General features: G+C 45.4%; 16 protein-coding genes. 8 read left to right on the top strand and 8 right to left on the bottom strand.

All coding sequences use genetic code 11. The features are described from left to right. Positions 1 to 322: 322 nt before the first annotated feature. The 8 genes from F7D47_RS08100 to F7D47_RS08065 form a co-directional block, all read right to left on the bottom strand. The gene (locus F7D47_RS08100; protein ID WP_153081753.1) at positions 323 to 733 is read right to left on the bottom strand and encodes a PD-(D/E)XK nuclease family transposase; all 411 of its coding nucleotides are present in this window, start codon (positions 731 to 733) and stop codon (positions 323 to 325) included. Positions 734 to 758: 25 nt separating this feature from the next. Further along, a complete protein-coding gene (locus tag F7D47_RS08095) occupies positions 759 to 1319 on the bottom strand; it encodes an ORF6N domain-containing protein (RefSeq protein WP_153081754.1) in 561 nt (186 codons plus the stop codon). Positions 1320 to 1454: 135 nt separating this feature from the next. Further along, positions 1455 to 1736, bottom strand: coding sequence for a virulence associated protein D (locus F7D47_RS08090; RefSeq protein WP_022120086.1), 282 nt, complete (start codon positions 1734 to 1736; stop codon positions 1455 to 1457). Next, the gene (locus F7D47_RS08085; protein ID WP_117662311.1) at positions 1724 to 1918 is read right to left on the bottom strand and encodes a transcriptional regulator; all 195 of its coding nucleotides are present in this window, start codon (positions 1916 to 1918) and stop codon (positions 1724 to 1726) included. The genes F7D47_RS08090 and F7D47_RS08085 overlap by 13 nt, the downstream gene beginning before the upstream one ends. Before the next feature lie 242 nt (positions 1919 to 2160). Continuing rightward, a complete protein-coding gene (locus tag F7D47_RS14935) occupies positions 2161 to 3564 on the bottom strand; it encodes an Outer membrane protein SusF domain-containing protein (protein WP_153086179.1) in 1404 nt (467 codons plus the stop codon). A gap of 16 nt (positions 3565 to 3580) precedes the next feature. Continuing rightward, on the bottom strand, positions 3581 to 4768 hold the full coding sequence (locus tag F7D47_RS08075) for a SusF/SusE family outer membrane protein (protein WP_153086178.1): 1188 nt from the start codon (positions 4766 to 4768) through the stop codon (positions 3581 to 3583). 38 nt (positions 4769 to 4806) lie between these two features. Then, positions 4807 to 6486, bottom strand: a complete 1680-nt coding sequence (gene susD, locus F7D47_RS08070) for a starch-binding outer membrane lipoprotein SusD (RefSeq protein WP_153086177.1) — start codon at positions 6484 to 6486, stop codon at positions 4807 to 4809. Between the two features lie 20 nt (positions 6487 to 6506). Further along, positions 6507 to 9554, bottom strand: a complete 3048-nt coding sequence (locus F7D47_RS08065) for a SusC/RagA family TonB-linked outer membrane protein (protein ID WP_153086260.1) — start codon at positions 9552 to 9554, stop codon at positions 6507 to 6509. 340 nt (positions 9555 to 9894) lie between these two features. Between F7D47_RS08065 and F7D47_RS08060 the strand changes: the two genes are divergently transcribed. From F7D47_RS08060 to F7D47_RS08025, 8 genes are all read left to right on the top strand, one after another. Then, on the top strand, positions 9895 to 10920 hold the full coding sequence (locus F7D47_RS08060) for a LacI family DNA-binding transcriptional regulator (RefSeq protein ID WP_153086176.1): 1026 nt from the start codon (positions 9895 to 9897) through the stop codon (positions 10918 to 10920). A 122-nt stretch (positions 10921 to 11042) separates the two neighbouring features. Next, entirely contained in the window at positions 11043 to 12377 is a 1335-nt protein-coding gene (locus F7D47_RS08055; RefSeq protein WP_153086175.1) for an MFS transporter, read from the top strand. Positions 12378 to 12554: 177 nt separating this feature from the next. After that, the gene (locus F7D47_RS08050; RefSeq protein WP_153086174.1) at positions 12555 to 15230 is read left to right on the top strand and encodes a 4-alpha-glucanotransferase; all 2676 of its coding nucleotides are present in this window, start codon (positions 12555 to 12557) and stop codon (positions 15228 to 15230) included. Positions 15231 to 15409: 179 nt separating this feature from the next. Then, positions 15410 to 17545 (top strand): glycoside hydrolase family 97 protein, encoded by a 2136-nt coding sequence (locus F7D47_RS08045; protein WP_153086173.1) that lies wholly within the window; start codon positions 15410 to 15412, stop codon positions 17543 to 17545. A 131-nt stretch (positions 17546 to 17676) separates the two neighbouring features. Continuing rightward, positions 17677 to 19629, top strand: a complete 1953-nt coding sequence (gene pulA / locus F7D47_RS08040) for a type I pullulanase (RefSeq protein WP_153086172.1) — start codon at positions 17677 to 17679, stop codon at positions 19627 to 19629. Between the two features lie 26 nt (positions 19630 to 19655). Continuing rightward, entirely contained in the window at positions 19656 to 21581 is a 1926-nt protein-coding gene (locus F7D47_RS08035; RefSeq protein WP_153086171.1) for a glycoside hydrolase family 13 protein, read from the top strand. A gap of 138 nt (positions 21582 to 21719) precedes the next feature. Continuing rightward, positions 21720 to 21920: a DUF6722 family protein gene (locus F7D47_RS08030; RefSeq protein WP_022120641.1), complete on the top strand. Its 201-nt coding sequence runs from the start codon at positions 21720 to 21722 to the stop codon at positions 21918 to 21920. 211 nt (positions 21921 to 22131) lie between these two features. Continuing rightward, positions 22132 to 25122, top strand: coding sequence for a two-component regulator propeller domain-containing protein (locus F7D47_RS08025; protein ID WP_153086170.1), 2991 nt, complete (start codon positions 22132 to 22134; stop codon positions 25120 to 25122). Positions 25123 to 25366: the final 244 nt, after the last annotated feature.

Raw genomic sequence — 25366 nt, 5'->3', positions numbered from 1 at the left:
AATTGAGAGCCGCCTATTGGATATTGTTGTTTCGATGATGAGACGATGGATTATATACGGATTGTCTTTTATCAATTCAAAAACTTTTTCAATTGTTTTTGGTGATCCAGTTTGACCACCAGTTTGACCACCAGTTTGACCACCAGTTTGACCACCGGTTTCACTAGGAATAGGTAATCGTAGCTCTACCTCTTGTAACTCGTATTTATCTATTAATTCAGGCTTACCCCAACCTGATACTTTGAAGCTTTTGTACTTACAGGGCGACAGTTTTGTATTCGTAATTACCCAGGGCTAGGGGCTTCTGGACCTTCAGCCCGGTTCAGGCTTGTTCCTTCAATTTCTGGATTTCCTCCAGCGGAAGTTCGGTGGCTGTTGCTACTTGCTCATCAGAAAGACCCATTGACAAAAGGCGGCGAGCTGTGGCTAGCTTTTCTTTTTCCATACCTTTCGCCATACCTTCCTCACGGCCCTTTTCCAAAGCCGTATCTATGGAGTTCTTGACATCACGATACGCCTTCAAACTATCCTCATATTCTTTCAATTCTGTTGGGGTGAACTTCGCAATCTCCGCCTCCTCAAAGAGTTTAGTAAATACTTTCTTATGATATGGAGTCCTTTCATGGAGTGTTCGGAAACTCTCTACTTTTTCTTCATTGAGTGTTCCGTCCGCCCAAAGTCTGTCAAGTTCTCCTTTTAGTTGTGCCCCCAAGTAATCTGTTATAGTCTTCATATTCTTCCCTCCTTTTTATGTTGTTTTATTCTTTAGATTCTCTTGTGGTTTCTATAGAAAATTTCAGAACCCCTAAATTAACTCCAAAAGTCAATTTGCGCATTTTTAATGGCAGTTTATCTGCGAAGACTTCGTTCATGGCAGCTTGTATCTTACCTTCTGTTGCTTTGTCTGGTAAAATACCATGCTCCTTTGCATCTTCATTCACCTTATCTATAGTTCTTGCCAATTTGCGAAGTTGAGTGAAAGTATCAATGATGGCAATGGTAGTGCTGATGGCTAAATCACCCTTCAGGATAGTGGCAAGCATGTAAAGTCCTTGCTCGGTAAAAGCATGAGGTGCAACAGTGGAATGCTTGAGTTTATTGAACCGATCAAAATTTTTGATCAGTTCATCTTTCTCGCTGTTATTCAACTCAATAACATAACCTGGAGGAAACTTTTTAGGGTTGTTTCTTAGTGCTTGGTTGATTTCTCTGGTTTCTACTCCATACAATTCAGCAACATCTCTGTCAAGGATAACTTGCGTATCCCTGATGACAATGATTTTACTTTCTGTTTTTGCAATATCTTCTTGATGTCCCATAATTTCTTTTTTTTAAGCTATTCGTTGGCAAAGTTACGACTTTTCCTCGTAACTTCCAAGGTTTTAGGGAAAAAATGTAGAGAGGGGGATAAAGAAAAAATAGGCGACTCCCGGATTGGAGGAGAGTCGCCTATTCTATGAGTTTTTAACCAAATCAGTAAAGTTCGACCAACTTTCAACTTTGAATCCTCTTAGATCTCTGACTGATTTCTTAAACCACTCTATTTTAGAAAGCTCCATAACTGTTTTTACAAGTGCAGTCAAATCATCATTCATCGTCATGTATGTACTGCCTTGCACCCACTCGAAACCATTCTTCTTTAGAAGCTCTTTTATTTCGTAGTAAGCCTTGTTGTAAGGTTCGCCATAGTATTTCTGTAAATCAGAAATTACCATATCAAATGCTAGTGCGTACATACTGCCTCCTTTGCTGGCTCAAATAAGTCCTTATATCCAAAGAATATGTTCCCATCTGCGGTTTTTGCGGAGATGACAATTCCTACGAAAGGATTGTTCTCAACTTCAATCACTTCGCCCTGTGTCCAGTCTTTGGCATGTGTCAAGTCTGGAGATATTAATACTTTGTCGCCTGTTCTCATAATCATAAAAATATAAATGTTGTACTTATTCGGTGCAAAGAAAATGCAAACGAGCGCAAAGAAAGCTTGCTTTCAATTTGCCGAGTGCAGCTTTTCTTCTGCAAAGATACGACTTTTCCTCGTAACTTCCAAGGTTTTAGGGAAAAAATACTTGAAAAGGGGGAGGAGAACGAAAAAAAATAGGCGGCTCCCGGAATTGAGAGCCGCCTATTGATATTTAGTTTATTTGATGAAGCAAATGCTTACTTCTTTGTGAACTCACACTTAGCATAGCCGTTAGCCCATGCATAAAGTTTGATGTCGTATGTACCTTCTTCTGGCACGAACTGTTTCTGTGGAGCATTGTTAGAGAATACAAATTTCTCGCCATCAAATCCCCACTGCATATCCCAAGCATCGTTAGCACGGAACTTGCATTCACCAGCTTTCAGCTTAATGTCCTTCGCTTCCCAGTAGCCGCCTTTCTTGGTATCCTTGTTGTATGGAACATAAGTCAAGTCTTCGTCAGAATCCCAACCATTAGGGGCTGCGCTACCAATGATACCAATTGTGGTGATAGGAGTCAGAGTGTACTTCTTTGTAGACAAATCAACATCTACCTTATAGTAACCTTCTGTTTCGTCCATGATGATGTTGTCACTTTCCTGACCAAAGAATGCGCCGCCATAGTTAGTACCATCCCAGTTTGGCTGAGAACAGAACTTGAAACCATTCTGGTTCAGATACATGAAACCAGTGTAGTTTACACCATCCTCACTTGAGAGGTAGTCAATATGACTCCATCCATTAGCATCGCCTGCCATATAAAGTACAGGCTTTGCAAAACTGTATCTCAGGTTGTTCATGTCGAGTGTTACAATCCATGTACCAGCACCTGGAATAACCATGGTCTGCAATTCACCCCAGCTGTCGCCGTTATAATAGATGTAACCAGAACCATCTTTGCAACCATTCTCTTTACATCCTAAGGCACCTTTATTGATGTCATCCCAGCTGCCGCTTATGAAGTTGCTACCTGCAAAGAACTTAAACCAGTTCTCGTCTTTCTCTGTAGTTACTTTTACCTGATATACGCCTTCTGCAATTTTGTTCATCCATATAGGATCTGTATTGTCCCACTCTGCTTTGCCATTTAAATGTCCTAGCATATAGTAGCCCTTCTCATCAAGTTGAGGTGTTGCTGTTGGAGTGAGTTTACCTGTAGTTTCACCTACAGAATTAATGGCAACGGCATCGCCTGATGCCAAGTTGACAGATACCTTTGACTCAACTTTCATATCACGTGCAACGCTGGCGCGTGAATTATTCTGATTGCAAAGAATCTTCTCTAATTCTGCTGCGTTTACCTGAATGTTGTTGCCATTGATTTCACCATTGATGGCTTCACCATTCACTTTCAGACTTTTAAGCGTGTAGCCGGTTACATTTGCATCTGTTGTATTGACAGTGACGAGATTGATGACTCCATCTGCGTCTGGCATACTACTCTCTGCTTCAGGACCCGCTGCAAAGGTGATTCCGTATTTTGCAGCTGAGGCTTCCTGCTCATTGGCCTGTGGGTTTGCCCAATCATCGTAGTCGCCGTTGCAGCTGGCAAGTGTAACACTTGCCAAGACTGCTAAGCTATATAATAATGTTTTTTTCATTGTGCTTTGGTCTTAATTATTTAACTTCTGCTTTATTAGTATCGAAGTTGACATACAACTTCTTACCTGCGGCGGTTGATACACTGTAATCAGCGCCAAAGGTCTCTGCCCAGTTGTTTGGCATATCTTTATTTCGCCAGAAGATGTTACCTTTATAAATGGTGAACTCTGTACGATACCAGTCAATATCACCCACCTTGACAGATACACGAAGCTCTGCGCTGGCAGTGAATGCAGGAGAAACCCATTCGCCATTCTGGTCGGCTGGAGGAGTTAGAGCTACGTCGTCTGCAAAACCCCAATTACTTTGACCCATACAAGCACCAATCAGGCAAACCTGAGTCTTGTAAACAGTCATTGTCCAGTCAATGTTCTTCTTATCTTCTGTAATCTTACCCTTGAAATAGAGGGTGTACCAGCCTGCGTTAGCAACCTTGATGTTTTGATTATCACCTTCAGTGACACCTGCTTCGGCTTCATCGTTGATTGTAATACGGTTGAAACCACGGTAGTCATTGTTCTTTGTACCCCATTTGAATTCACCACCTGCTGGCAGGTAGACAACTCCATAGTATTGTCCAGCTACACCTTGTACCTCAGGAATAGGTTTCCAGCTCTTCCAGCCTTCCTGGATAGAACTTCCTATCAAGTAGAGGTTATCTGTGAACTCAGCGTCAGGAGCCTTGTAGGTCGCCTTTACAGAAGGCAAAGTAATTACATTTGAGAATGTCTGACCATAATTAGGGTCTGTAGTACCACCAATAACCGCACGAAGACGGATGTAAACAGGCATTTCCTCAGGAACGCTTGTGTCAGGATGGGCATCCTGGAAAAGTGCAACCACAGCACTGTTTACTTCAGATGCGTCGACATCCATATTTGCTCTTTTGTAGAATGTCTTCAACTGGGTGTGAGTAACAGTTGAGTCGTTCTTGAATTTTGGATCGATAGAGACCTGTACATAGTATTCTACTCCGTAGGGTGCTCCACCATAGTTTGGCTGAGAACATGTCAAGTTCAGAGTTTTTGCACTGACGAGGTCGTAAGTATTGTTTTCTGCAATAGCAGGAGTGTTCAACACAAATTCCTCATCAACATGACTCAAGTCCAATGTTGGGTTGCTGTCTCTATCATCATCGCATGATGTAAAGAGCAAAGGAAGAACCATTGCTGGCAGCAACATGAATTTATATATCTTTTTCATAATTGATTTCTTTTATTTTAAATCTGGTTTCCTAACAATTAGTATTTTGGATTCTGCGTCATGTTAGGGTTATTCTTTGTCTCATTGCCTGGGATAGGATAGATGTCGTAGTATGACTCAATACCAGATCCGTTAGATACGCCGCCCTTGAAATTCCAGAGATACTTAGAACCTGTGAACAATCCAAAGCGAACCAAGTCTGAACGGCGACGACCTTCCAAGTAGAACTCACGGCACCATTCGTCGATAAGAGTCTGATCATCTACAGTTGTTGCCAATGCAGTACGATGGGCACGATCCTGAACCTTCTTGATGTCTTCCAAACCGTCCTGGCTACCATTGAGGCGGTACTTAGCTTCAGCACGGGTCAGATAGATTTCTGCCAAGCGGAACATTGGGAAGTCGGTATCTGAATAGTTCTGGTGGTGCTGTGCTTCACCATCTGCGTGGAAGTTGCTCCACTTAACGATTGATGCACCATTCAGAGGACCTGTAATAGCATCGCCTGGTGTCAGAGAACGTACTTTGCCATCGCAGCCACCTATACCCATATAGAACAGGGCGCGATCGTCTTTAGCCTTTGCGATAACATCTGCAGTGCTGATATGCTTCTCGTTATCCTTAGCAATAACCTGCTCTTTGGTAGGATTATTTATGAGATCTTCTTTCTCAGCCTTTGGAATATCCTCCTCGTTAGGGAAGAACTTCTTTACCAAGTCTACACGTGCAAACAGACATTTCCAAGCATCACTTGTACTTACGTAAGGCATGCCTGCTATGCTGGTAGCATTTACAAGGTAAGAAGTACCTGCATAAGCACGAGTCTTAACACCATCCTGACGGATAGGGAAGATGATTTCCTTCATTGCTTCTGGGTTTTTGTCATTATCGCCCATGAACAACTGCTGGTAACCGCTGTAGCCATTCTTTGCTTCACGGCAAAGATCATATTTCTTGCTATCGATAATCTTGTCGCAATAATCGATAGCCTTCTGGTAATCCTTCACCTGACCATTGGTATAAACGGCAGAGTTAAGAGCCAAACGGGCATGAAGTGCGTATGCTGCACCACGGTCAGCACGTCCGAAATTCTCACTATTATCATAAGCGCCCACCTCAGCCATCAGAGGCTCAATGGTGGTCAACTCATTATCCAACCACTCGTAGAGATCCTTGCCGCTCTTCTCGGTAGGGAGCTTGTCGTCGAAAGTATCCTTGAATGGAGCCTTGCGATAAAGGTCAAGGAAATAATAGTAGTTCAAGGCACGGAGGAAGCGAACCTCTGCAACTTTGTCTTCTTCCAGTTTGCCAGTCTGCTCTGTGATAAACTGGTTGTACAAGGTGATGTTGAAAATCAGACGCTGGTATGTCCAGTTTACACGAGCATTATCCTTGGTCCAGTTCATGTGGGTAATAGGAGCTATGGCTTCATTGTCCTGGTATGCCCACAGAGTTTCGTCTGTCATCAACTCTTGTAAGTTGAAAACTGTACGGATAAATCCGCTTTCACCTTCATCGCCACTTAAGTCTGCTATACCTGCAGGACCTTTCTGACCTGTAAGACCAAGAGTAGCATACTGCTTAGCCAAGAGTCCCTCTACTGTGTATGTTGGGTAATTATGTGGGTCAATAGACTTGATGTTCAGTTCGTCTGCGCAAGAGACAAAGCCCATGCACAACATACCTGCCATTGCAGTCTTAATCAATATTTTTTTCATAATAGTCTCCTTTAAATATTTTAGAAGTTAAGATTCAAACCAAGCTGGAAGCTTATTGGACGTGGGTAAGGATTGCTGTCGATACCGTTGCTTACCTCTGGGTCGATTCCCTTATACTTGGTAATGATGAATGGATTCTGGACTGTGAAGAAGATGCGTCCACTGCAAATCTTCTCTGCACCTACCTTGATCAAGGCTGGGAAGCTGTAGCCCAATGTCATGTTGCTACACTTCAAGTATGAAGCATTGCGTACGAAATAGTCGCTGGTATTGGTTGGGTTTGTTGCTGTACCCGTGAAACCAAGATTAACAGCTTCTGTTGTCGTATTTCTGAAGGCACCACTTGCGTTGATTTCGTTCAGAACTGCTTTGCTATTCAAGAAGTCGTAGTATACATAGTTGCCGATTGATGCATGGAAGGCTGCACTGAAGTCCCAGTTCTTGTAGATGAACTTGGTAGTGAGACCCATGATGACATCAGGAGCTGGGCTCTTGTAGCAATAACGGTCGTCATCATCAATTGTACCATTTCCGTTACGGTCAACATAAGCACCCTCGATAGGCTTGCCGTTCTCATCGTAAACCTGCTGGTAAACATAGTATGAATTGATTGGCTGACCAACCTTGTTTACCTGAATCTTGGTGTTGTTACCACGAGATACTTTGTCGCCTGTCCATACCCAGTCTTGCAAACCTGCTTCCAATTCTGTGATTTCGTTGTGGTTCCATCCTACGTTATAAGTAACGTCCCAAATGAAGTCCTTTGTAACGATAGGCTTAACGTTGAATGCCAACTCAATACCGTAGTTCTCCAAAGAACCGATGTTCTTCAGAAGTTGGTCACCAAAGTTTGTACCACCGGCAATGGCAACGCTTGCCAAAAGGTCGGTTGTCTTACGATAGTAACCATCTACATTCACACCGAAACGACCATTGAGAGCAGTAAAGTCGAGACCTGCATTATAAGTTGTTGTCTTTTCCCATGTCAAGTCTTGGTTGCTTGCTGTTGGGCGTAAAGTCTGGTAATAATTATCACCGAATGGATACTGTGCATAACCATTGCTGACCCTGTACAGAGTAGAATAGTAGAAGTCATCAATACCATTCTGCTGACCGGTCTTACCCCAGCCCAAACGGAGTTTCAATTCATCGAGCCATTTTGCATCCTTCAGGAAAGGCTCGTTGTTGATCTTCCATGCAAAGGCTGCTGCTGGGAAGTAACCCCACTTCTTACCCTTTCTGAAACGAGAAGAACCATCGGCACGGAATGTAGCTGTAAACAAATAGCGATCGAGCAAGTTGTAGTTAAGACGTCCGAAGTAAGATACCAGAGAGTTGTGGGTTCTCCACATTTCGTCATCTTTGCTTACTGGGTCATGCTCGTAATTCCACTTGCCTTCTGTTGTTTCATACAGAGGATTGTTGTCTCTCAAGTACTCATCGATACCTGCTCCGTAGTTATAGCCAGTTCTGTGATAGTGGCTCTGCTCTGCACCTGCCATGATGTCGATGTCATGAACACCAAACTTGTGTGCATATTCTGCAAAAGCTTTACCTTCGATGCTATATTTATAGGCGTGGTCATAGCCATAATAACCAAAATAGTTGTTGGAGTAAGAATACTTGGAACTAGTTTCATCCTGCTTACCATCTGTATACTGGGCACCGATGGCAGCATGCAAATGCAAGTCTTCGAAACCATGAATCTTGTAGTCTACCTCAAGGTTTCCTGAAATATCATTAGACTTGGCGATACACTTGTAGTTGTCAAGAACTGCCACAGGGTTCTGTGGCATTTGAGCCTTTGCAATACTTGTCCAGCTAGGATCGGTAACTTTGTCGTCCTTAGCCTGCAAGTACTGGAAATATCCACCGACGCATTCATATGCAGCATCATCTACGCGAACAGGCTGTGTAGGATCCATCGTAAGTGCGCCACCGATGGCATCACCAACCTTTGCATAACGGTCCTTCTCGAACATATACTTCGCTGTGAAGTTAACGTTCAAGTGCTTGTCGAGGAAGGTAGGAGCTACGTTGATAGATGTGTTGAAACGCTTCATCCAAGTGGTCTTAACGATACCGTTGTTATCTTCGAAACCTAAGCTGACACGATAAGGCATGTTCTTCAGACCGCCCTGAATGCTGACGTTGTGATTGGTAGAGATAGCTGTGCGGAAAATCTCATCCTGCCAGTCGGTATCGGCAGTTCCCAAACCGTTAGTGTCAATACCCAGATTGGTAAGAGCCTGCTTGTATTCGCTGGCATTCATTACCTCATATTTCTTCTGGATGGTAGACAATGTTACATCGCCATTATAGGTAACAGATGGTTTCTGGCCAGAACGTCCCTTCTTGGTTGTAATGATGATGACACCATTAGAAGCACGGGAACCGTAAATAGCTGTAGCAGAAGCATCTTTCAATACGGTGAAGCTCTCGATATCGTTAGGGTTAATCATAGCCAAGACGTTACTCATACCCTTGTTGGTATTGTTGTCAATAGCCAAACCATCGATTACGTAGAGAGGGTCATTAGAAGCATTCAGAGAGGCACCACCACGGATACGAATCTGTGCACCGGTACCAGGTTGACCGCCACCAGTCTGTACATCTACACCGGCAATCTTACCTACCAACATATCAGAGGCACTGCTTGTGATACCCTTTGACATCTCATCTGGCTTGATAGCTGTAACAGAACCAGTCAAGTCGTTCTTCTTAGCACGACCATAACCGATGACAACGACCTCGTTCAAAGACTTCTGGTCGTCAACCAAGGTAATCATCATGTTAGATGTTGCTTTGATTGTTTTTGGTGTCATTCCAAGATAGGTGAAAGTAAGATTGGCACCTGGCGCTGCATCAACTGAGAAGTTACCATCCATGTCGGTAATGCCCACTGCCTTACCGTTAACTGTAATGGTAGCACCCATGATAGGTTCACCAGAAGCATCCTTCACATGTCCCTTAATTGCATTACTCTGCGCAAAGGAACTCACCGTCAGAAGCAGACCGCTTGCTAGGGTCAACGCTCTGAGAGGCAATTTAATTTTTACCTGCTTCATCATTTGCTCGATTTTTAAGTTAATGTATTATATTAATTATTTACTTTTTCTTCTTGGCTTAAGTTGTTGTCGTTCCTACTCAAAATGCCGTTCTGGCTCTTTTCGGGGTCTTTCTGGCATCTTATTACTTATATTATATAAGGTAGGAATGGGGCGCTTGCCCATAAACTTGTCGTTTCTGTGTGCAAAATTAAGTTCTTTTCTCTAATGTTGTACTATTTTTGTGTTAATTCCGTTATTTATTTTGTGCAAACGTTTGCACAAAATTTACTTGATTTATGTCAATGAATTCTGACCAATATTGAGGATATTTCGTAATTTTGCAGCACAACTAATAGCAATGGGTGATAAAGAAACAATAACAATGAAAGATATTGCTCGCGATCTGGGCGTAAGTGTTGCCACAGTGAGCCGGGCATTGAAGGACAGTTCTCGTATCAGTACTGCCCAAAAGGAGCGTATTCAGAAATACGCGCGTGAACATAACTTCTTTCCTAATTTCCTAGGTGAAGCTTTAAGACATAATAAGGTGAAGCCGATGAAGGTGATTGGAGTTATTGTGCCTCAGGTGGTACACTATTACTTCATGTCGGTGCTTTCGGGTATAGAGGAAGAGGCTAGAGCCAGAGGTTACCGTGTGATGGTGGCGCAGAGTAACGAGCGTTACGATAAGGAGGTGGCCATCTGTGAAGACTTCTATCAGAACAAGGTTTGTGGCATCATCGTTTCGCAGGCGAAGGATACCAAGCAGTATGACCATTTCGAAAAACTGCTGCAGAATGGGGTGCCGCTCATCTTCTATGATAGAATATGTACGGGCGTGAACTGCTCGCGAGTGGTAGTAGATGACTATATGGGTGCCTTTACTGCCGTTACCCACATGATTGATACGGGCTGCAAGAAGATTGCCTTCTACGGCTCGCCGATGAATCTGGAAATCTCAAAGAACCGATATAACGGTTATCATGATGCGCTGGTAAAGCATGGTTTGACGGAGAACCCTGACTGGGTGAAGATTTGCGATGACCGTGCCAATGCCGAAGCAATAACGCCGGATATTCTGATAGAGGAAGATCGTCCGGATGCTTTCTTTGCCATCAATGATGATACGGCAATCGGCATCCTCTATACTGCCAAACGCATGGGATTCAAGGTGCCTGAAGAAATCAGCATCTGCGGATTCACCAATGGTGACCGTGCCAAGGCGTGCGACCCGATGCTTACTACGGTAGAGCAGCGAGGTGTAGCCGTAGGCGAGGAAGCTGCCAATATCCTGATTGGTCAGGTGGAAGGCTCCATCCCAAGAGATGAGGTGGAGAAGCGAGTGGTGAGAACACGACTCGTGGTGAGAGGAACTACTAGATAATGCTGGATGTTGAATGTTGAATGTTAAATGTTGAATGTTGAATGTTGAATTGACATTCTTGCTGGCGCCTTTTAGAGGGGATGCCTTAATTTCTGAATGAATATAAATAAGAACATAACAATATGAAACAAAAACCTGATTTAAGTTTCTGGAAGCTCTGGAACTTGAGCTTCGGATTTTTCGGAGTGCAGATTGCCTACGCCCTACAGAGCGCCAACATCTCCCGAATCTTTGCAACGTTGGGTGCTGACCCACACAACTTGAGTTATTTCTGGATTCTCCCTCCATTGATGGGAATCCTGGTTCAGCCTATCGTGGGCACGTTGAGCGATAAGACGTGGTGCCGCTTCGGCCGCCGCATCCCTTATCTCTTTGTGGGTGCTACGATTGCCGTCCTGGTGATGTGCCTGTTGCCTAATGCCGGTTCGCTCGGACTGACCGTAAGCGGTGCGATGCTCTTCGGACTGATAGCGCTGATGTTCCTCGATACGAGTATCAACATGGCGATGCAGCCTTTCAAGATGCTGGTAGGCGATATGGTAAATGAAAAACAGAAGGCAAAGGCTTACTCTATCCAGAGTTTCCTCTGCAATGCCGGTTCTGTAGCCGGATATATCTTCCCGTTCCTCTTTACTTTCCTCGGTATCAAGAATTATGCTGAGAAGGGTGTGGTTCCTGATTCTGTCATCTGGTCGTTCTATATCGGTGCGGCTATCCTGATTCTCTGTGTTATCTACACCTCGATGAAGGTGAAGGAGTGGAATCCACAGCAGTATGCGGAGTATAATGAAGCGAAGAGGGAAGAGGAAAGAGTGAAGAATCCTAATGCTGAGGCTTCTGAAGACAAGGCCGGTTGGATTACTTTGCTGCGCAAGGCGCCATCTACCTTCTGGAAGGTGGGACTGGTTCAGTTCTTCTGCTGGGCTGGTTTCCTTTATCTCTGGAATTATTCTACGGGAGCCATCGCTGAAACCGTATGGAATACGACCGATCCTGCTTCTGAAGCATTCCAGGAGGCAGGCAACTGGGTGGGCATTCTCTTTGCAGTTCAGGCGGTAGGTAGTGTAGTCTGGGCTGTGATTCTCCCTCAGTTTAAGAATACGAAGGTGGCATACGCTGTCAGTCTGGTTGTCGGTGGTGTGGGTTTTGCCCTGATACCTTTCCTGCATGACCAGTATCTGCAGTTTGTTCCATTCCTGATGATTGGTGCCGGTTGGGCAGCCATGCTAGCGATGCCTTTCACCTTTGTTACCAATGCTTTGCAGGGATATGGTCACATGGGTGCTTATCTCGGTCTGTTTAACGGAACCATCTGTATCCCTCAGATTGTGGCTGCCATCTGCGGTGGAACTGTCCTGAGTCTGGTGGGTTCTCATCAGAGCGATATGATGATTGTGGCAGGTATCCTGCTGATTGCGGGTGCGCTGTCTGTGAGCATCATCAAGGATAAGAAATAGGTGTAAGTAACAGAGTGAACGATTAATTGATTGTTTCTACGGAGTGGAAAATGTGCAAACGTTTGCAAGGTTTGTGTGAGAAAAAATGCAAATTTCTGATACGTTTTTCATACGTTTTTCTTACCTTTGTAGCAGCAAATATAAATTATAACATTTTCAAGAGCCTTTAAGAGTCTTATGACAGTACAGTTTAATATTGAGTATAAAGCAATGTTCGGCGAACAGATCGTCGTAAACATTCAGACGGAGGAAGGTGAACTGAAACTTCCTCTCGAGACAACAGATGGTCAAAGATGGGCATGCGACTGGTGTGTTGAATCACCAGAAAAATCGTATACCTATTATTATAGTGTAGAACGTGAAGGAAGAGCAGTCAAGACCGAACGGCTTATAATCAAGCATCAGCTCGATGTAAATGCCAGAAAGGCAAAGGTTTATACCCTTTACGATCATTGGAAGGCTATGCCGGAGGATGCTTACCTCTACAGCAGTGCCTTTACCGATTGCATCAATCATCAGGCTCCACAGGAGATGAAGCCGGAAACGGGCAGCAAGATTGTGCGTCTGATAGTCCGTGCTCCTCAGCTTCGCGATGGTGAGCGTCTGGGTGTATTGGGTGCAGATAAAGCTTTGGGTGCCTGGGATGTGCAGAAGATTCTTCCGATGACTCAGCATACCTATAATGAATGGGTGGCTGATATTGATGCGACTCATCTTGAGGGCAGTCATCTGGAGTTTAAGTTCGTGGCTTTCAGAAATGCGAAGAACGAGCTTCTCTGGGAAACCAGCATGAACAGAACCGTGGATTTGCCGGAGATGAAGGCAGGTGAGTTGGTATCTTATGAACTCGACCAGGCTTTCTTTGCTCTGTATAACCGCAAACTTGCCGGAACGCAGGTGCCAGTATTCTCATTGCGTACCCGTAAGAGTGCCGGTATCGGTGATTTCGGTGATCTGAAGACCATGATTGATTTTGTGGCTTCTACCGGTCAGAAGGTGCTCCAGCTCCTTCCTATCAATGATACCACCATCACTCATACATGGACCGACAGTTATCCATACAGCTGCATCAGCGTCTTCGCTATTCATCCGCAGTATGCCGACCTCCATGCTCTCCCAGAGCTGAAGGATGCCAAGGCTCGTGCTGAGGCTGAGAAGACACGTGCTGAGTTGAATGCACTGGATAAGATAGATTACGAGAAAGTAAATGATTTCAAGATAAATTACTTGCGCCAAATCTTCAATCAGGAAGGTGAAAAGATGATGAAGACAGCCGAATACAAGGCTTTCTTCCAGGATACTGAACTGTGGCTGGTTCCTTACGCGCAGTATTCATACCTGCGTGATAAGAATGGTACGGCTGATTTCAACCAGTGGCCAGATCATCAGGTATGGGATGAGGCTGAGCGCAAGGCGCTTGCCGACCCTAAGACTGCTGCTTACAAGAACGTGGCGTTCTTCTATTTCGTACAGTTCGTACTGGACCGACAGATGCAGGAGGCTCACGAGCATGCCAAGGCTAAGGGCGTTATTTTGAAGGGTGATATTCCAATCGGCGTAAACCGCAATGGTTGCGATGTATGGACGGAACCTAAATACTTCAACCTCAATGGTCAGGCGGGTGCTCCACCTGATGACTTCTCTGCCAATGGTCAGAACTGGGGATTCCCTACCTATAACTGGTTTGAGATGCTGAAGGATGGCTGCCAGTGGTGGAACCGCCGTTTCAAGAACATGGCAAGATACTTTGATGCTTACCGCATCGACCACGTATTGGGCTTCTTCCGTATCTGGGAGATTCCGGTACATAGCGTACATGGATTGCTCGGACAGTTTGCACCGGCGCTTGCCATGAGCCGTGAAGAGATAGAAAGCTATGGCTTGCACTTCCAGGAAGACCGTTTTACCCGTCCGTTCATTACCGATTGGGTATTGGACCGTATGTTCCATGAGCGTGCCGGCGAGGTAAAGGAGAAGTATCTCGACCGTCTGGATGACGAGCGTTATCAGATGAAACCTGAGGTAGATACCCAGCGCAAGGTAGAGGCTCTATTTGCTGATGCAACAGATGAGAAGGAACTCTGGCTGCGTGATGGCTTGTATGCCCTGATCAGCGATGTACTCTTTGTACGTGATCATACCAACCCTAGCGTCTTCCATCCACGTATCTCAGCCCAGCTCGACTTTATCTACGAGTCGCTCTATGATAATGACAAGGCTGCGTTCAACCGCCTTTACAACGACTATTTCTATCGCCGCAACAACCAGTTCTGGTATCAGGAGGCGATGAAAAAGTTGCCTAAACTGGTTCAGGCTACCCGCATGCTGGTTTGTGCCGAAGACCTCGGTATGGTGCCAGACTGTGTGCCTTGGGTAATGGACGAGTTGAAGATATTGAGTCTGGAACTCCAGAGCATGCCAAAGGATCCATCGGTTAAGTTCGGACATCTGAGCCGTAACCCATACCGTTCGGTATGTACCATTTCGAGCCACGATATGCCTACTCTGCGCATGTGGTGGGATGAGAATGTCCAGCGTACCCAGGAGTATTACAATACGATGCTCTACCGTCAGGGACCAGCACCTCATCCACTCCCAGGCTGGTTGGCTAGTGACATCATCAGCCGCCATCTTACCTCTCCATCCATGCTCTGCATATTGAGCATCCAGGACTGGTTGGCTACCGATGAGGCTCTCCGTCTGCCTGATGCTGATGCTGAGCGTATCAATATCCCGGCTAACCCTAAGCATTACTGGCGTTACCGTATGCACCTCAACATAGAGGATCTGGCTGCTGACAAGCGTTTCGTGCAGAGTATCACCGAAATGATTTCGCAGTCTGGAAGAGTCTAACTAACATGATTATATATACAGTGCAAACGTTTGCACACTCATTTGCAGAAAAATACCCTCCCAAAACGTGGAGGGTATTTTTGTTTTTTGTATCTTTGCACTATCTTAAGAATAAACAGATAATGATTGAGATAAACTAACGAAGATTCAAAAACAAGAATAAACAACAACTGAACAGTATGAAAAAACTGAATGTATTAGTGATGGGACTTCTGCTCCCTTTGTTGGCAGCAGCCCAGACTATAAAGTCGCCTAACGGCAACGTCTCGGTAACTTTCTCTTTGACCGAAAAGGGACAGCCTACCTACGAGATGAGCTATAAGGGAAAGACTGTATGTAAGCCATCCCACTTAGGATTGGAGCTGGCTAAGGATAAACATGCCTCTAAGGGTATGGAGGAAACAAATCTGATGGATGGTTTTACTGAGACTGGTAGCAAAACATCGACCTTCGATGAAACCTGGAAACCAGTATGGGGCGAGACCGCTACCATCCGCAACCATTACAACGAGATGGAGATAAACCTGAACCAGGCTGCTTCTAAGCGTAACATCACCATCCGTTTCCGTGTATATGATTATGGTATGGGCTTGCGCTATGAGTTCCCACAACAGGAAAGTCTGAATTATTTCGTCATCCAGGAGGAGCATACCCAGTTTGCCATGGCAGGCGATCATACCGCTTACTGGATTCCTGGTGATTATGATACACAGGAGTATGATTACAACATTACTCCATTGACAGGCATTCGCCCAATTATTGCGAAAAACCGTGAAGCTTACAAGAGTAATTCATCTACCACCGTCTTCTCTGATACTGGTGTTCAGACCTCTCTCCAGATGAAGACCAAGGACGGACTCTACATCAACATCCATGAGGCAGCCTGCCTGGATTATCCAACCATGCACCTCAATCTGGATGAGAAAACATTGACCTTCGAGTCTTGGCTCACTCCTGATGCTGTAGGCAGAAAAGGATTCATCCAGACACCATTCAATACCCCTTGGCGTACCGTGATGGTAAGTGATGATGCCCGTGATATGCTTTCATGCAAGTTGACATTGAACCTCAACGAGCCTTGCAAGATTAAGGATACTTCATGGATTCATCCTACCAAGTACTGCGGTGTATGGTGGAACATGATTGTTGGTACCAAGACCTGGAGCTACACTAACGACCTGCCATCTGTGCGTCTCGGCGTTACTGATTACAGCAAGTGCAAGCCTAACGGTACTCATGGTGCAACCAACGAGGAAGTGAAGCGCTACATCGACTTTGCAGCCAAGAACGGTTTGCAGGAAGTATTGGTAGAAGGCTGGAACGAAGGTTGGGAAGACTGGTTCGGTCATCAGAAGCTCGATGTTTTCGACTTCGTGACTCCATATCCTGACTTCGATATCAAGATGCTCAACGAATATGCTCACTCTAAGGGCGTGAAGCTGATGATGCACCACGAGACATCTTCTGCAGCTCTCAACTACGAGCGCCACCTGGAAGATGCCTTCAGCCTAATGAACAAATATGGTTATGATGCCGTGAAGACCGGTTATGTAGGTGATATCATCCCAAGAGGTGAGTATCACTACAGCCAGTTGATGAACAATCACTACCAGCGTGTCATCGAGACCGCTGCCAAGCATCATATCATGGTAAATGCCCACGAGGCAACCCGTCCTACAGGTATCTGCCGCACCTGGCCTAACCTGGTGGGTAACGAGAGTGCACGTGGTACAGAGTATGAGGCATTTGGCGGTAGCAAGTCTTATCATACCGTCATGTTGCCATTCACCCGTCTGCAGGGTGGTCCGATGGATTATACTCCTGGTATCTTTGAGACCAAGCTTTCTGAGTGGAGCAACAATAAGAGTTATGTTCATACCACCCTTTGTGGTCAGCTTTCGCTCTATCTCGTAATGTACAGTCCGCTGCAGATGGCTGCCGATCTTCCAGAGCATTATGAGAAGTATGATGATGCCTTCCAGTTCATCCGCGACGTAGCTTGCGACTGGGATGACTCCAAGTATCTGGAGGCTGAGCCAGCCAAGTATATCACCGTAGCCCGCAAGGCTAAGGGTACCGATAACTGGTTTGTAGGCGGTAAGACTGATGCAGCCCGCACAGCGGTAGTAAAGCTCGACTTCCTGGATAAGGGCAAGAAGTATGTTTGCGCTATCTATCAGGACGGCAAGAATGCCGATTACGAGAAGAACCCTAAATCTTATCAGATCATCCACAAGACTGTGAAGAAGGGTGATGTTTTGAAGATTAATGAAGCACGTGGTGGTGGTTTCGCCATCTCATTGCTCGCTAAATAAGCCTATAATTTCCGTATTTCCGTCCAACTGTCCGGTTGGTCGGAAATACGCTAAAAATGAGCGTAGATAATCTGTCACAGTTTTCTTCGCTCAGTTCGCTTTAATGTCCTGTATAACAACAACTTAACAATATGAATGTCCAAAAACTAATAATTGCAGCATTGACAGCAACCGTTTTACCAGCTTCATTGAATGCCCAGCAGACATTCAATGAGATGATGTATTCCAAGGAGAAAACCATGTTTATCCTGAATGCTCCAACAGCCCAAAAGTCTTCTGTAACCCTCCGACTTTATAAGCAAGGTCAGGGAGGAAAGGTTTGTAAAACGCTGAAAATGAAGAAGTTGGGTGATGAACGCTGGGAGGCTACAGTAAAGGGCGATCTCAAGGGAAAGTTCTATACCTTTGATATAGGCAAGGGTGAAACACCAGGTACATTTGCCAAAGCAGTAGGTGTGAACGGAAACCGTGGCGCCATTGTAGATTTGTATGATACCGATCCATCTGGATGGGATCAGGACGTGCGTCCTGCCCTGAAATCGCCAGCCGATCTCGTTGTTTACGAGCTCCATGTGCGTGATTTCTCCATTTCTCCTACATCCGGCTTGAAATATAAGGGCAAGTATCTCGCCCTCACCGAGCCAAAGGCTATCGAATACCTCAAGAATCTGGGCATCAACGCCATCCACTTCCAACCTGTATTCGATTTCGCTTCTATAGATGAGACCCGACTCGACAAACCACAGTTCAACTGGGGTTATGACCCGAAGAACTATAATGTGCCGGAAGGCAGTTACGCTACCGATCCTTATTCTCCAGCAACCCGCATCAAGGAATTCAAGGAGATGGTGATGGCGCTGCATAAGGCTGGCATCCGAGTGATTTTCGATGCCGTATATAACCATACTTTCGATATCAACGGCAGCAATTTCCAGCGTACCTATCCTGATTATTATTATCGCAAGACCAAGGATGGTAAGTATTCTGACGGTTCAGGCTGTGGCAACGAGACTGCTTCTGAGAAGCCTCTCATGCGTCAGTTTATGCTGGAGAGCGTGAAATATTGGATAGACGAATATCATATCGACGGTTTCCGTTTCGACCTGATGGGCGTTCATGACATCGAAACCATGCAGGCTATCCGTGAGATGGTGAACCGCATCGATCCTAGCATCTATATTTATGGTGAGGGATGGAGTGCAGGCAGTTGTGCTTATCCTACCGAGAAACTGGCGGTGAAGGCGAATACCCAGCAGCTCAAGGGTATCGGTGCTTTCAGCGATGATATGCGCGATGCGCTCCGAGGTCCTTTCTCTGATGACCATCAGGGTGCGCTCCTGGCTGGTCTTACAGGTCAGGAGGAGAGTCTGAAGTTTGGTATCGTGGGTGGCATTGCTCATCCGCAGGTGGATATGACAAAGGTGAACTATGACAAGAAGCCTTGGACCAACAATCCTACCGAGCAGATCAGTTATGTAAGCTGCCACGACGATATGTGTCTGGTAGATCGTCTGAAGGCAAGCATCGCATCTCTTACCGACAAGAATATCCCTGAAGCAATACGTACTGCCGAGTTGCTCCGCATCGATAAGCTTGCGCAGACCTGCGTCTTCACTTCCCAGGGTGTTCCTTTCATCCTTGCCGGCGAAGAGATGCTCCGCGACAAGAAGGGAGTACACAACAGCTATAATTCTCCTGACAGCATCAACCAGTTTACCTGGACCAATCTGCAGAAGTATCCGCAGGCATTTGCTTATTACAAGAGTCTGATTCAGCTCCGCAAGAATCATCCAGCCTTCCGTCTTTCAACAGGCGATAAGGTACGTCAGCATCTGAAGTTTCTGCCTGTTCAGGAGACTTGCCTCGTAGGTTTCCAACTCAAGAATCTGGAGGGCATTGATGCCTGGAAGAACATCATCGTGATCTATAACTTCAATAAGGAGGCAAAGAAGATGCAGATTCCTGAGGGTAATTATACCGTGGCTTGCTGCAATGGTATAATCAATGAGGAAGGCTTAGGCTTTGTTTCGGGAAAGGATGTTGAGGTTGCACCTCAGTCAGCCCTGATACTTTATCAGAAATAGTTTATATATATATAATAAGGTGTAATATGAAAAAGATAATAGCTTCATTATTGCTTATGAGTAGTGCAATAAGTATGAATGCGGCGGTCAACGTGAACCGCATTGAACCTACCGACTGGTATGTGGGCATGAAAGATGCTTCACTCCAGCTGATGGTGTATGGCAAGGATATCAAGAATGCCGATGTAACGGTAGACTATCCGGGTGTGAAGGTAGACAGCATCGCCCGCCTTGATTCTCCTAATTATCTCCTGGTTTATCTTAACCTCGATGGGGCAAAGGCTGGTGAGATGACCCTCAACTTCAAGCAGGGCAAACAGTCGAAGAAGGTAAAGTATGTGTTGAAAAACCGTGAGATGGCGGGCGATAAGCGCATCGGTTTCTCTAATGAAGATGTGCTCTATATGCTGATGCCAGACCGTTTCGCCAACGGCAATCTGAAGAATGATGCCTTTAAGACGATGCGTGATAAGACCTGCAACCGTGCAGAGCCTAGTCTGCGACATGGTGGCGACCTGGAGGGAATCCGCCAGCACTTGGATTATTTTAACCAGTTGGGTGTAACCGCTCTGTGGTTTACCCCGGTTTTGGAGAACGACAGTCCAAGTAACGGCAAGAACAGCAGTTATCATGGTTATGCTACCACCAATTATTATCGTGTAGACCCACGTTTCGGAACCAATGCCGATTATAAGCAGCTGATAGATGAGGCTCACAAGAAAGGTTTGAAGATTGTGATGGATATGATTTTCAACCATTGCGGCTTCGAGCATCCTTGGGTTGCCGATATGCCTTCAAAGGACTGGTTTAATAAACCAGAATGGCTGGCTCCTGAAAATCAGACTGCCGAGCATCAGAAGAGCATCGGTACGGTGGATGGCGCTGCTAAGGTGAACGATAAGTATCTGCAGACCAGTTATAAGCTGACTCCGGTACTCGATCCATACGCCAGCAAGGTTGATCTCACAGAAACCGTAGATGGCTGGTTTGTTCCAACCATGCCTGACCTCAACCAGCGCAACCCACACGTTATCAAGTATCTGATTCAGAACAGTGAGTGGTGGATAGAGAGCGCTGGTATCGACGGCATCCGTATGGATACCTATCCTTATGCCGACCGCGATGCGATGGCACACTGGATGAAGGTGCTGGGCGAGGAGTATCCTCACTTCAATACCGTGGGTGAGACTTGGGTAACCGAACCTGCCTATACTGCAGCCTGGCAGAAGGACAGCAAACTTTCAGAGAAGAACAGCTATCTGCCAACCGTTATGGATTTCGCTTTCTTCGACCGCATCAATAGTGCAAAGAAAGAAGAGACCGATGACTGGTGGAACGGCATGAACCGTCTCTACAACGTGTTCTGCTACGACTATCTCTATCCTAATCCAAAGAGCGTAATGGCATTCATCGAGAATCATGATACCGACCGCTTTCTGGGTGAAGGCAAGGATACTCTGGCTCTGAAGCAGGCGCTGTCATTGCTTCTTACCATCAATCGCACTCCTCAGCTCTATTATGGTACAGAGGTGCTGATGAACGGTACCAAGAGTGTAACCGATGGCAATGTACGCAAGGACTTCCCTGGCGGTTGGGCTGGTGACAAGCACAATGCCTTTACTGCCGAAGGAAGAACACAGGCAGAAAACCAGATGTTCAACTGGCTCAGCAACCTGTTGCACTGGCGTCAGGGCAATGAAGTGATTACCAAGGGCAAGCAGACCCAGTTCTGTCCTCAGAAGGGTGTTTACGTAATTGCCCGCCAGTATAAGGGTAAGAATGTGATGACGGTTATCAACGGCAAGAACGAAGCAAACGAGCTGAATGTTTCCCGTTATGCAGAGATTATCGGTTCTCATGACAAGGCTACGGATGTTACAAACGGTCGCACCGTTCTTATTAACAAGAACGTGAAGCTCCGTCCTCGCCAGAGCATGATTCTTGAGTTCTAAAACGCAAGTATATTCCTATATGAACGTTCCTAGAGTTGTAAATTTACACTTCTAGGAACGTTTTTTTCTTGATAAAAATTCTTTCGTTTCATTTTTTCTTCGTACTTTTGCAATCAGAAGTTTAAAAACTTAATAAAAATGTTTGGAGAAATCGGAAAATGGCTATTAGATATATCTAAATATTTAATAACGGGCTATGTTTTAGCCAAAATGTTTGGTCAAGAAGACTCAACATGGGTTGTAATAGGTGCAGTTCTAGTTGCGGCATTGCTGTTTGCCTTAGGATTGTACTGTTTACGAAAGGACAAAGATAAAAATAACAAAAAGAAAGGAAAATAATATGGATACTGGATTGTTTATTATGTATGGCTTTTTGTTGCTTTTGGCAGCAGGAATATTTATTTATGCCAAAATTGATGATCGCAAAGAACAGAAAAGGCAATAATATGGATTACGGATTATTAGGAATGTATATATTTCTGGCTTTGATTGCTGTTGGTTCTTTCATTTACGTTAAGATAGAAGACAGAAAAGAGCAAAAGAATAGTTAATGATTAGATACATTTTTTCCATCATAGCAGCATTCTTCATAACCTTGAGCAGTTGGGCGCAAGGTGGGCTGCCTAGTCGCTATAATATAAGCTATCTCAATATGGCTGCAGGTATGCCGAATAATTTTGCTGATGATATCTTTCAGGACTCTTACGGCTTCGTATGGATCAGTACGCATGGTGGTGGACTGGTGCGCTACGATGGTTTCAATTTTATGAACTTCGGTTTGGGGGCTCCTGGTATCAGTCTGCGAAGCAACAGCTGCCGCAATACTTGCGAAGATCATTTCAAGCGCCTTTGGGTGGCTTTCGAAGAAGGTCCGCAGGTGCTCGACCTCAAAACGATGCAGCCTGTTGTTCCACCTTGTGAGAACAGCCAGGTAGAGGCACAACTCAACAAAGTATTCAAGAACCTTTGCACCCGAACATATTGTGATGCAAAGGGCAATATATGGATGCTTTCTTTCAACCAGCTTACCCGTTTCGGCTTTAACGAAAAGGGCGAGGTGAACAGCGTCTTGTCCACATCCTATCCTTATAATGCTCCCGACCTCGGAATCTGTGATGTCTATCGCAGAGGAACGGTTGTATTATGTAACAATGGAGTGGTGAGCGAGTTCTCAGTGAAGAACAATCAGCTCGTAGCAAAGAATATCTCATCCCTGTTTTCTCCGCTCGAAGGTCGGTATGGGGGGGCGCTTATTTATTATCATGGTAAGATATGGATGGGTACGAATCGCGGATTGTTTAATAGTGCAAAGCAGGAATTCCATTGCTCTGCTACCGACCATTCGCTCCAGCACGAAGTAGTGACGAGCCTTGCCGTTTCTCCAGATGACAAACTTCTGGTAGGAACGCTCTGTGGCGTAGATATCTTCAATGATAAGACCGGAGAGATAGAACATTGGAACACGGCTACGGCTGTGAATCCGCTGAGCAGCAACTTTATCAACAGTCTTTTCTCTAAGAACGGACAGATATGGGTAGGTTCCGAGACAGGTGGTGTTACCAAGCTGGCTCCACGTCAGTTGAATTTGGAATTCTACCGTCACGACCCCGCCAACCCGGGCAGTATCTCTCCTAATGCTGTCAATGCCATGTATGCGGCAGCCGACGGAACCCTGTGGGTAGGAACAGTAGAGGGAGGTCTCAATGCCTTGACTCCAGGCAGCATGAACTTTGTTCATTATACGGTGGCAAATTCCGGTTTGCCGCATAATACCGTCTCGGTTCTTGCTGCCGATAACCGCAATCAACTCTGGATTGGTACCTGGGGAACGGGCTTCGCTGTGATGAATCTCAGTCAGCCGGGCAAAATCATTCCGCTTGTGGTCGATGCAAAGCATCAGCATTTACTCAACTTTGCCGGTGCCTTGGCTTACGATCCTATCAACGATGGTATGTGGCTCGGAACCAATGATGGTCTCTTCTTCTATGATATGAAGCGCCGCCAACTCATCGAACCTTTCAGGGGATGTCTGAATGTGCGTGGCTGCATCGGTTCTCTGATAACCCGGAAGGGCAAACTTCTGATGGGGTGTGTGCAGGGAATGGTAGAGGTTGACCTCAAGTCGCGTCCTCATGGCAAGGGAGATTTCGCTGTGACGTATCATCAGTATAAACTCGACAATCCGAAGAGTGGAGTCTTCGATAAGATATTGTCTTTCTGTCAGGCTAAGGATGGAAAGATATGGATAGGCAGTAATGGCTATGGTCTGTACTGCTATACCAGCGATAAAAACGGTAAGACGCAGGTGAAGTCGTATACCACCAATAACGGACTTGCCAACAATATCGTGAAGGGTATTGTAGAGGATAACCAGGGTATGTTGTGGATAGCTACCGATAACGGACTCTCTATCTTCAATCCGAAGACCGAGGCTTTCTGCAGTTTCTCCCGTGAAGATGGTCTGATCAGTTCGCAGTTCTATTTCAATGGAGCCATCCGCAATGCCAAGGGCGAAATATTCCTGGGCACCGATGCGGGTATGATGGCTGTAAAGGGCATAAACCGTTTTGTGCATCAGACGGGTAAGTTGTGCTTTACCGAACTTCTGGTAGATAACCAGCCTGTCTTTGCCGGCAGCGATTATCTGGAAGAAGACATTTCTATTGCCAGAAAGTTGCGTATCCATGAGAGTGATAAGTCGTTCACCCTCTTTTTCTCAGCGCTCAATTATGGCTGCGAGACACAGGGCGTGTACCTTTATCGCATGAAGGGATACGAGAATGAGTGGGTTCAACTCAAGGCTGGTCAGCATAGTGTGCGTTATTCCACTCTGCCAGCTGGAGACTATAAGTTTGAGGTGAAATATATCCCATCTATCAATTCCGACAAGGAGCAGGTGATCTCTGTAGAAGTTCAGATTACTCCTTATTTCTGGAAGAGCTGGTGGTTTGTTACCCTTATTATAATAGGTATCATCGCCTTGCTCCAATATGCTTATGTGCGCCGTCTCAACAAGATGCGCGAAGAGGAAGTAGAGGCTCTGTACCGTCCTATCGAGGCTGCGATGAAGGAAAGTGATGAACCTGAAAAGCTGCAGAGTCGCATCCAGATGATTCTGCAGAACCAGAAGCGTTATCAGGACAGTCAGAAAAAGAGCATTGAGGCTGACAGGAAGATGGTAGAGGAGACTATGCGTCCATTCATGGAAGAAGTGATGGATGTGATGGAGAAGAATTACGATAATTCGGAGTTTGGTGTACAGGAACTGGCAGATGCCTTGGGTATATCCCGCAGTGTACTGAGCAAGAATCTCTCCAAGGAGACAGGCTTGCCAACAGCCCAGTTTATCCGCAACTACCGTCTCGACATCTCTCGCAAGATGATGGCAGATAAAACTTCCAACCGAAATATTGCGGAGATAGCCTACCGTGTAGGCTTCAACGATCCGAAGTATTTCACCCGTTGCTTCACCAGGCAGTTTGGCATCTCGCCGACTGCATATAAGGATCAGTTGGATTCTCAGGGTTCAGATATGGCATAGTTCTCCTTGGATTCTTCGGAGAAATAATGTTCCAGGATGTGATAATTTGTTAAGTAAATAAAATAAAACTGAGGGGCTACTTGATATAAGTCAAGTAACCCCTTGTTTTGTATGTGTGGGTACACAACTGGTGGATAAGCACGTAATATCCTTAAAAATCCACTGTTTATGCGTTTTGTCCACCTATAAAACCCAATTGTCCACCCAATATAATCCGGTTAATTGTACTTTTGCCACTGAAATT

Source organism: Segatella copri (genome assembly GCF_009494835.1).
GTDB lineage: Bacteria > Bacteroidota > Bacteroidia > Bacteroidales > Bacteroidaceae > Prevotella > Prevotella copri_F.
This window is presented reverse-complemented; position numbering and strand designations above follow the sequence as displayed.

Excerpts from the sequence above, each read along its gene's own strand:
- F7D47_RS08100 (WP_153081753.1), bottom strand. The coding sequence starts at position 733 with ATGAAGACTATAACAGATTACTTGGGGGCACAACTAAAAGGAGAACTT.
- F7D47_RS08095 (WP_153081754.1), bottom strand. The coding sequence starts at position 1,319 with ATGGGACATCAAGAAGATATTGCAAAAACAGAAAGTAAAATCATTGTC.
- F7D47_RS08090 (WP_022120086.1), bottom strand. The coding sequence starts at position 1,736 with ATGTACGCACTAGCATTTGATATGGTAATTTCTGATTTACAGAAATAC.
- F7D47_RS08085 (WP_117662311.1), bottom strand. The coding sequence starts at position 1,918 with ATGAGAACAGGCGACAAAGTATTAATATCTCCAGACTTGACACATGCC.
- F7D47_RS14935 (WP_153086179.1), bottom strand. The coding sequence starts at position 3,564 with ATGAAAAAAACATTATTATATAGCTTAGCAGTCTTGGCAAGTGTTACA.
- F7D47_RS08075 (WP_153086178.1), bottom strand. The coding sequence starts at position 4,768 with ATGAAAAAGATATATAAATTCATGTTGCTGCCAGCAATGGTTCTTCCT.
- susD (WP_153086177.1), bottom strand. The coding sequence starts at position 6,486 with ATGAAAAAAATATTGATTAAGACTGCAATGGCAGGTATGTTGTGCATG.
- F7D47_RS08065 (WP_153086260.1), bottom strand. The coding sequence starts at position 9,554 with ATGAAGCAGGTAAAAATTAAATTGCCTCTCAGAGCGTTGACCCTAGCA.
- F7D47_RS08060 (WP_153086176.1), top strand. The coding sequence starts at position 9,895 with ATGGGTGATAAAGAAACAATAACAATGAAAGATATTGCTCGCGATCTG.
- F7D47_RS08055 (WP_153086175.1), top strand. The coding sequence starts at position 11,043 with ATGAAACAAAAACCTGATTTAAGTTTCTGGAAGCTCTGGAACTTGAGC.
- F7D47_RS08050 (WP_153086174.1), top strand. The coding sequence starts at position 12,555 with ATGACAGTACAGTTTAATATTGAGTATAAAGCAATGTTCGGCGAACAG.
- F7D47_RS08045 (WP_153086173.1), top strand. The coding sequence starts at position 15,410 with ATGAAAAAACTGAATGTATTAGTGATGGGACTTCTGCTCCCTTTGTTG.
- pulA (WP_153086172.1), top strand. The coding sequence starts at position 17,677 with ATGAATGTCCAAAAACTAATAATTGCAGCATTGACAGCAACCGTTTTA.
- F7D47_RS08035 (WP_153086171.1), top strand. The coding sequence starts at position 19,656 with ATGAAAAAGATAATAGCTTCATTATTGCTTATGAGTAGTGCAATAAGT.
- F7D47_RS08030 (WP_022120641.1), top strand. The coding sequence starts at position 21,720 with ATGTTTGGAGAAATCGGAAAATGGCTATTAGATATATCTAAATATTTA.
- F7D47_RS08025 (WP_153086170.1), top strand. The coding sequence starts at position 22,132 with ATGATTAGATACATTTTTTCCATCATAGCAGCATTCTTCATAACCTTG.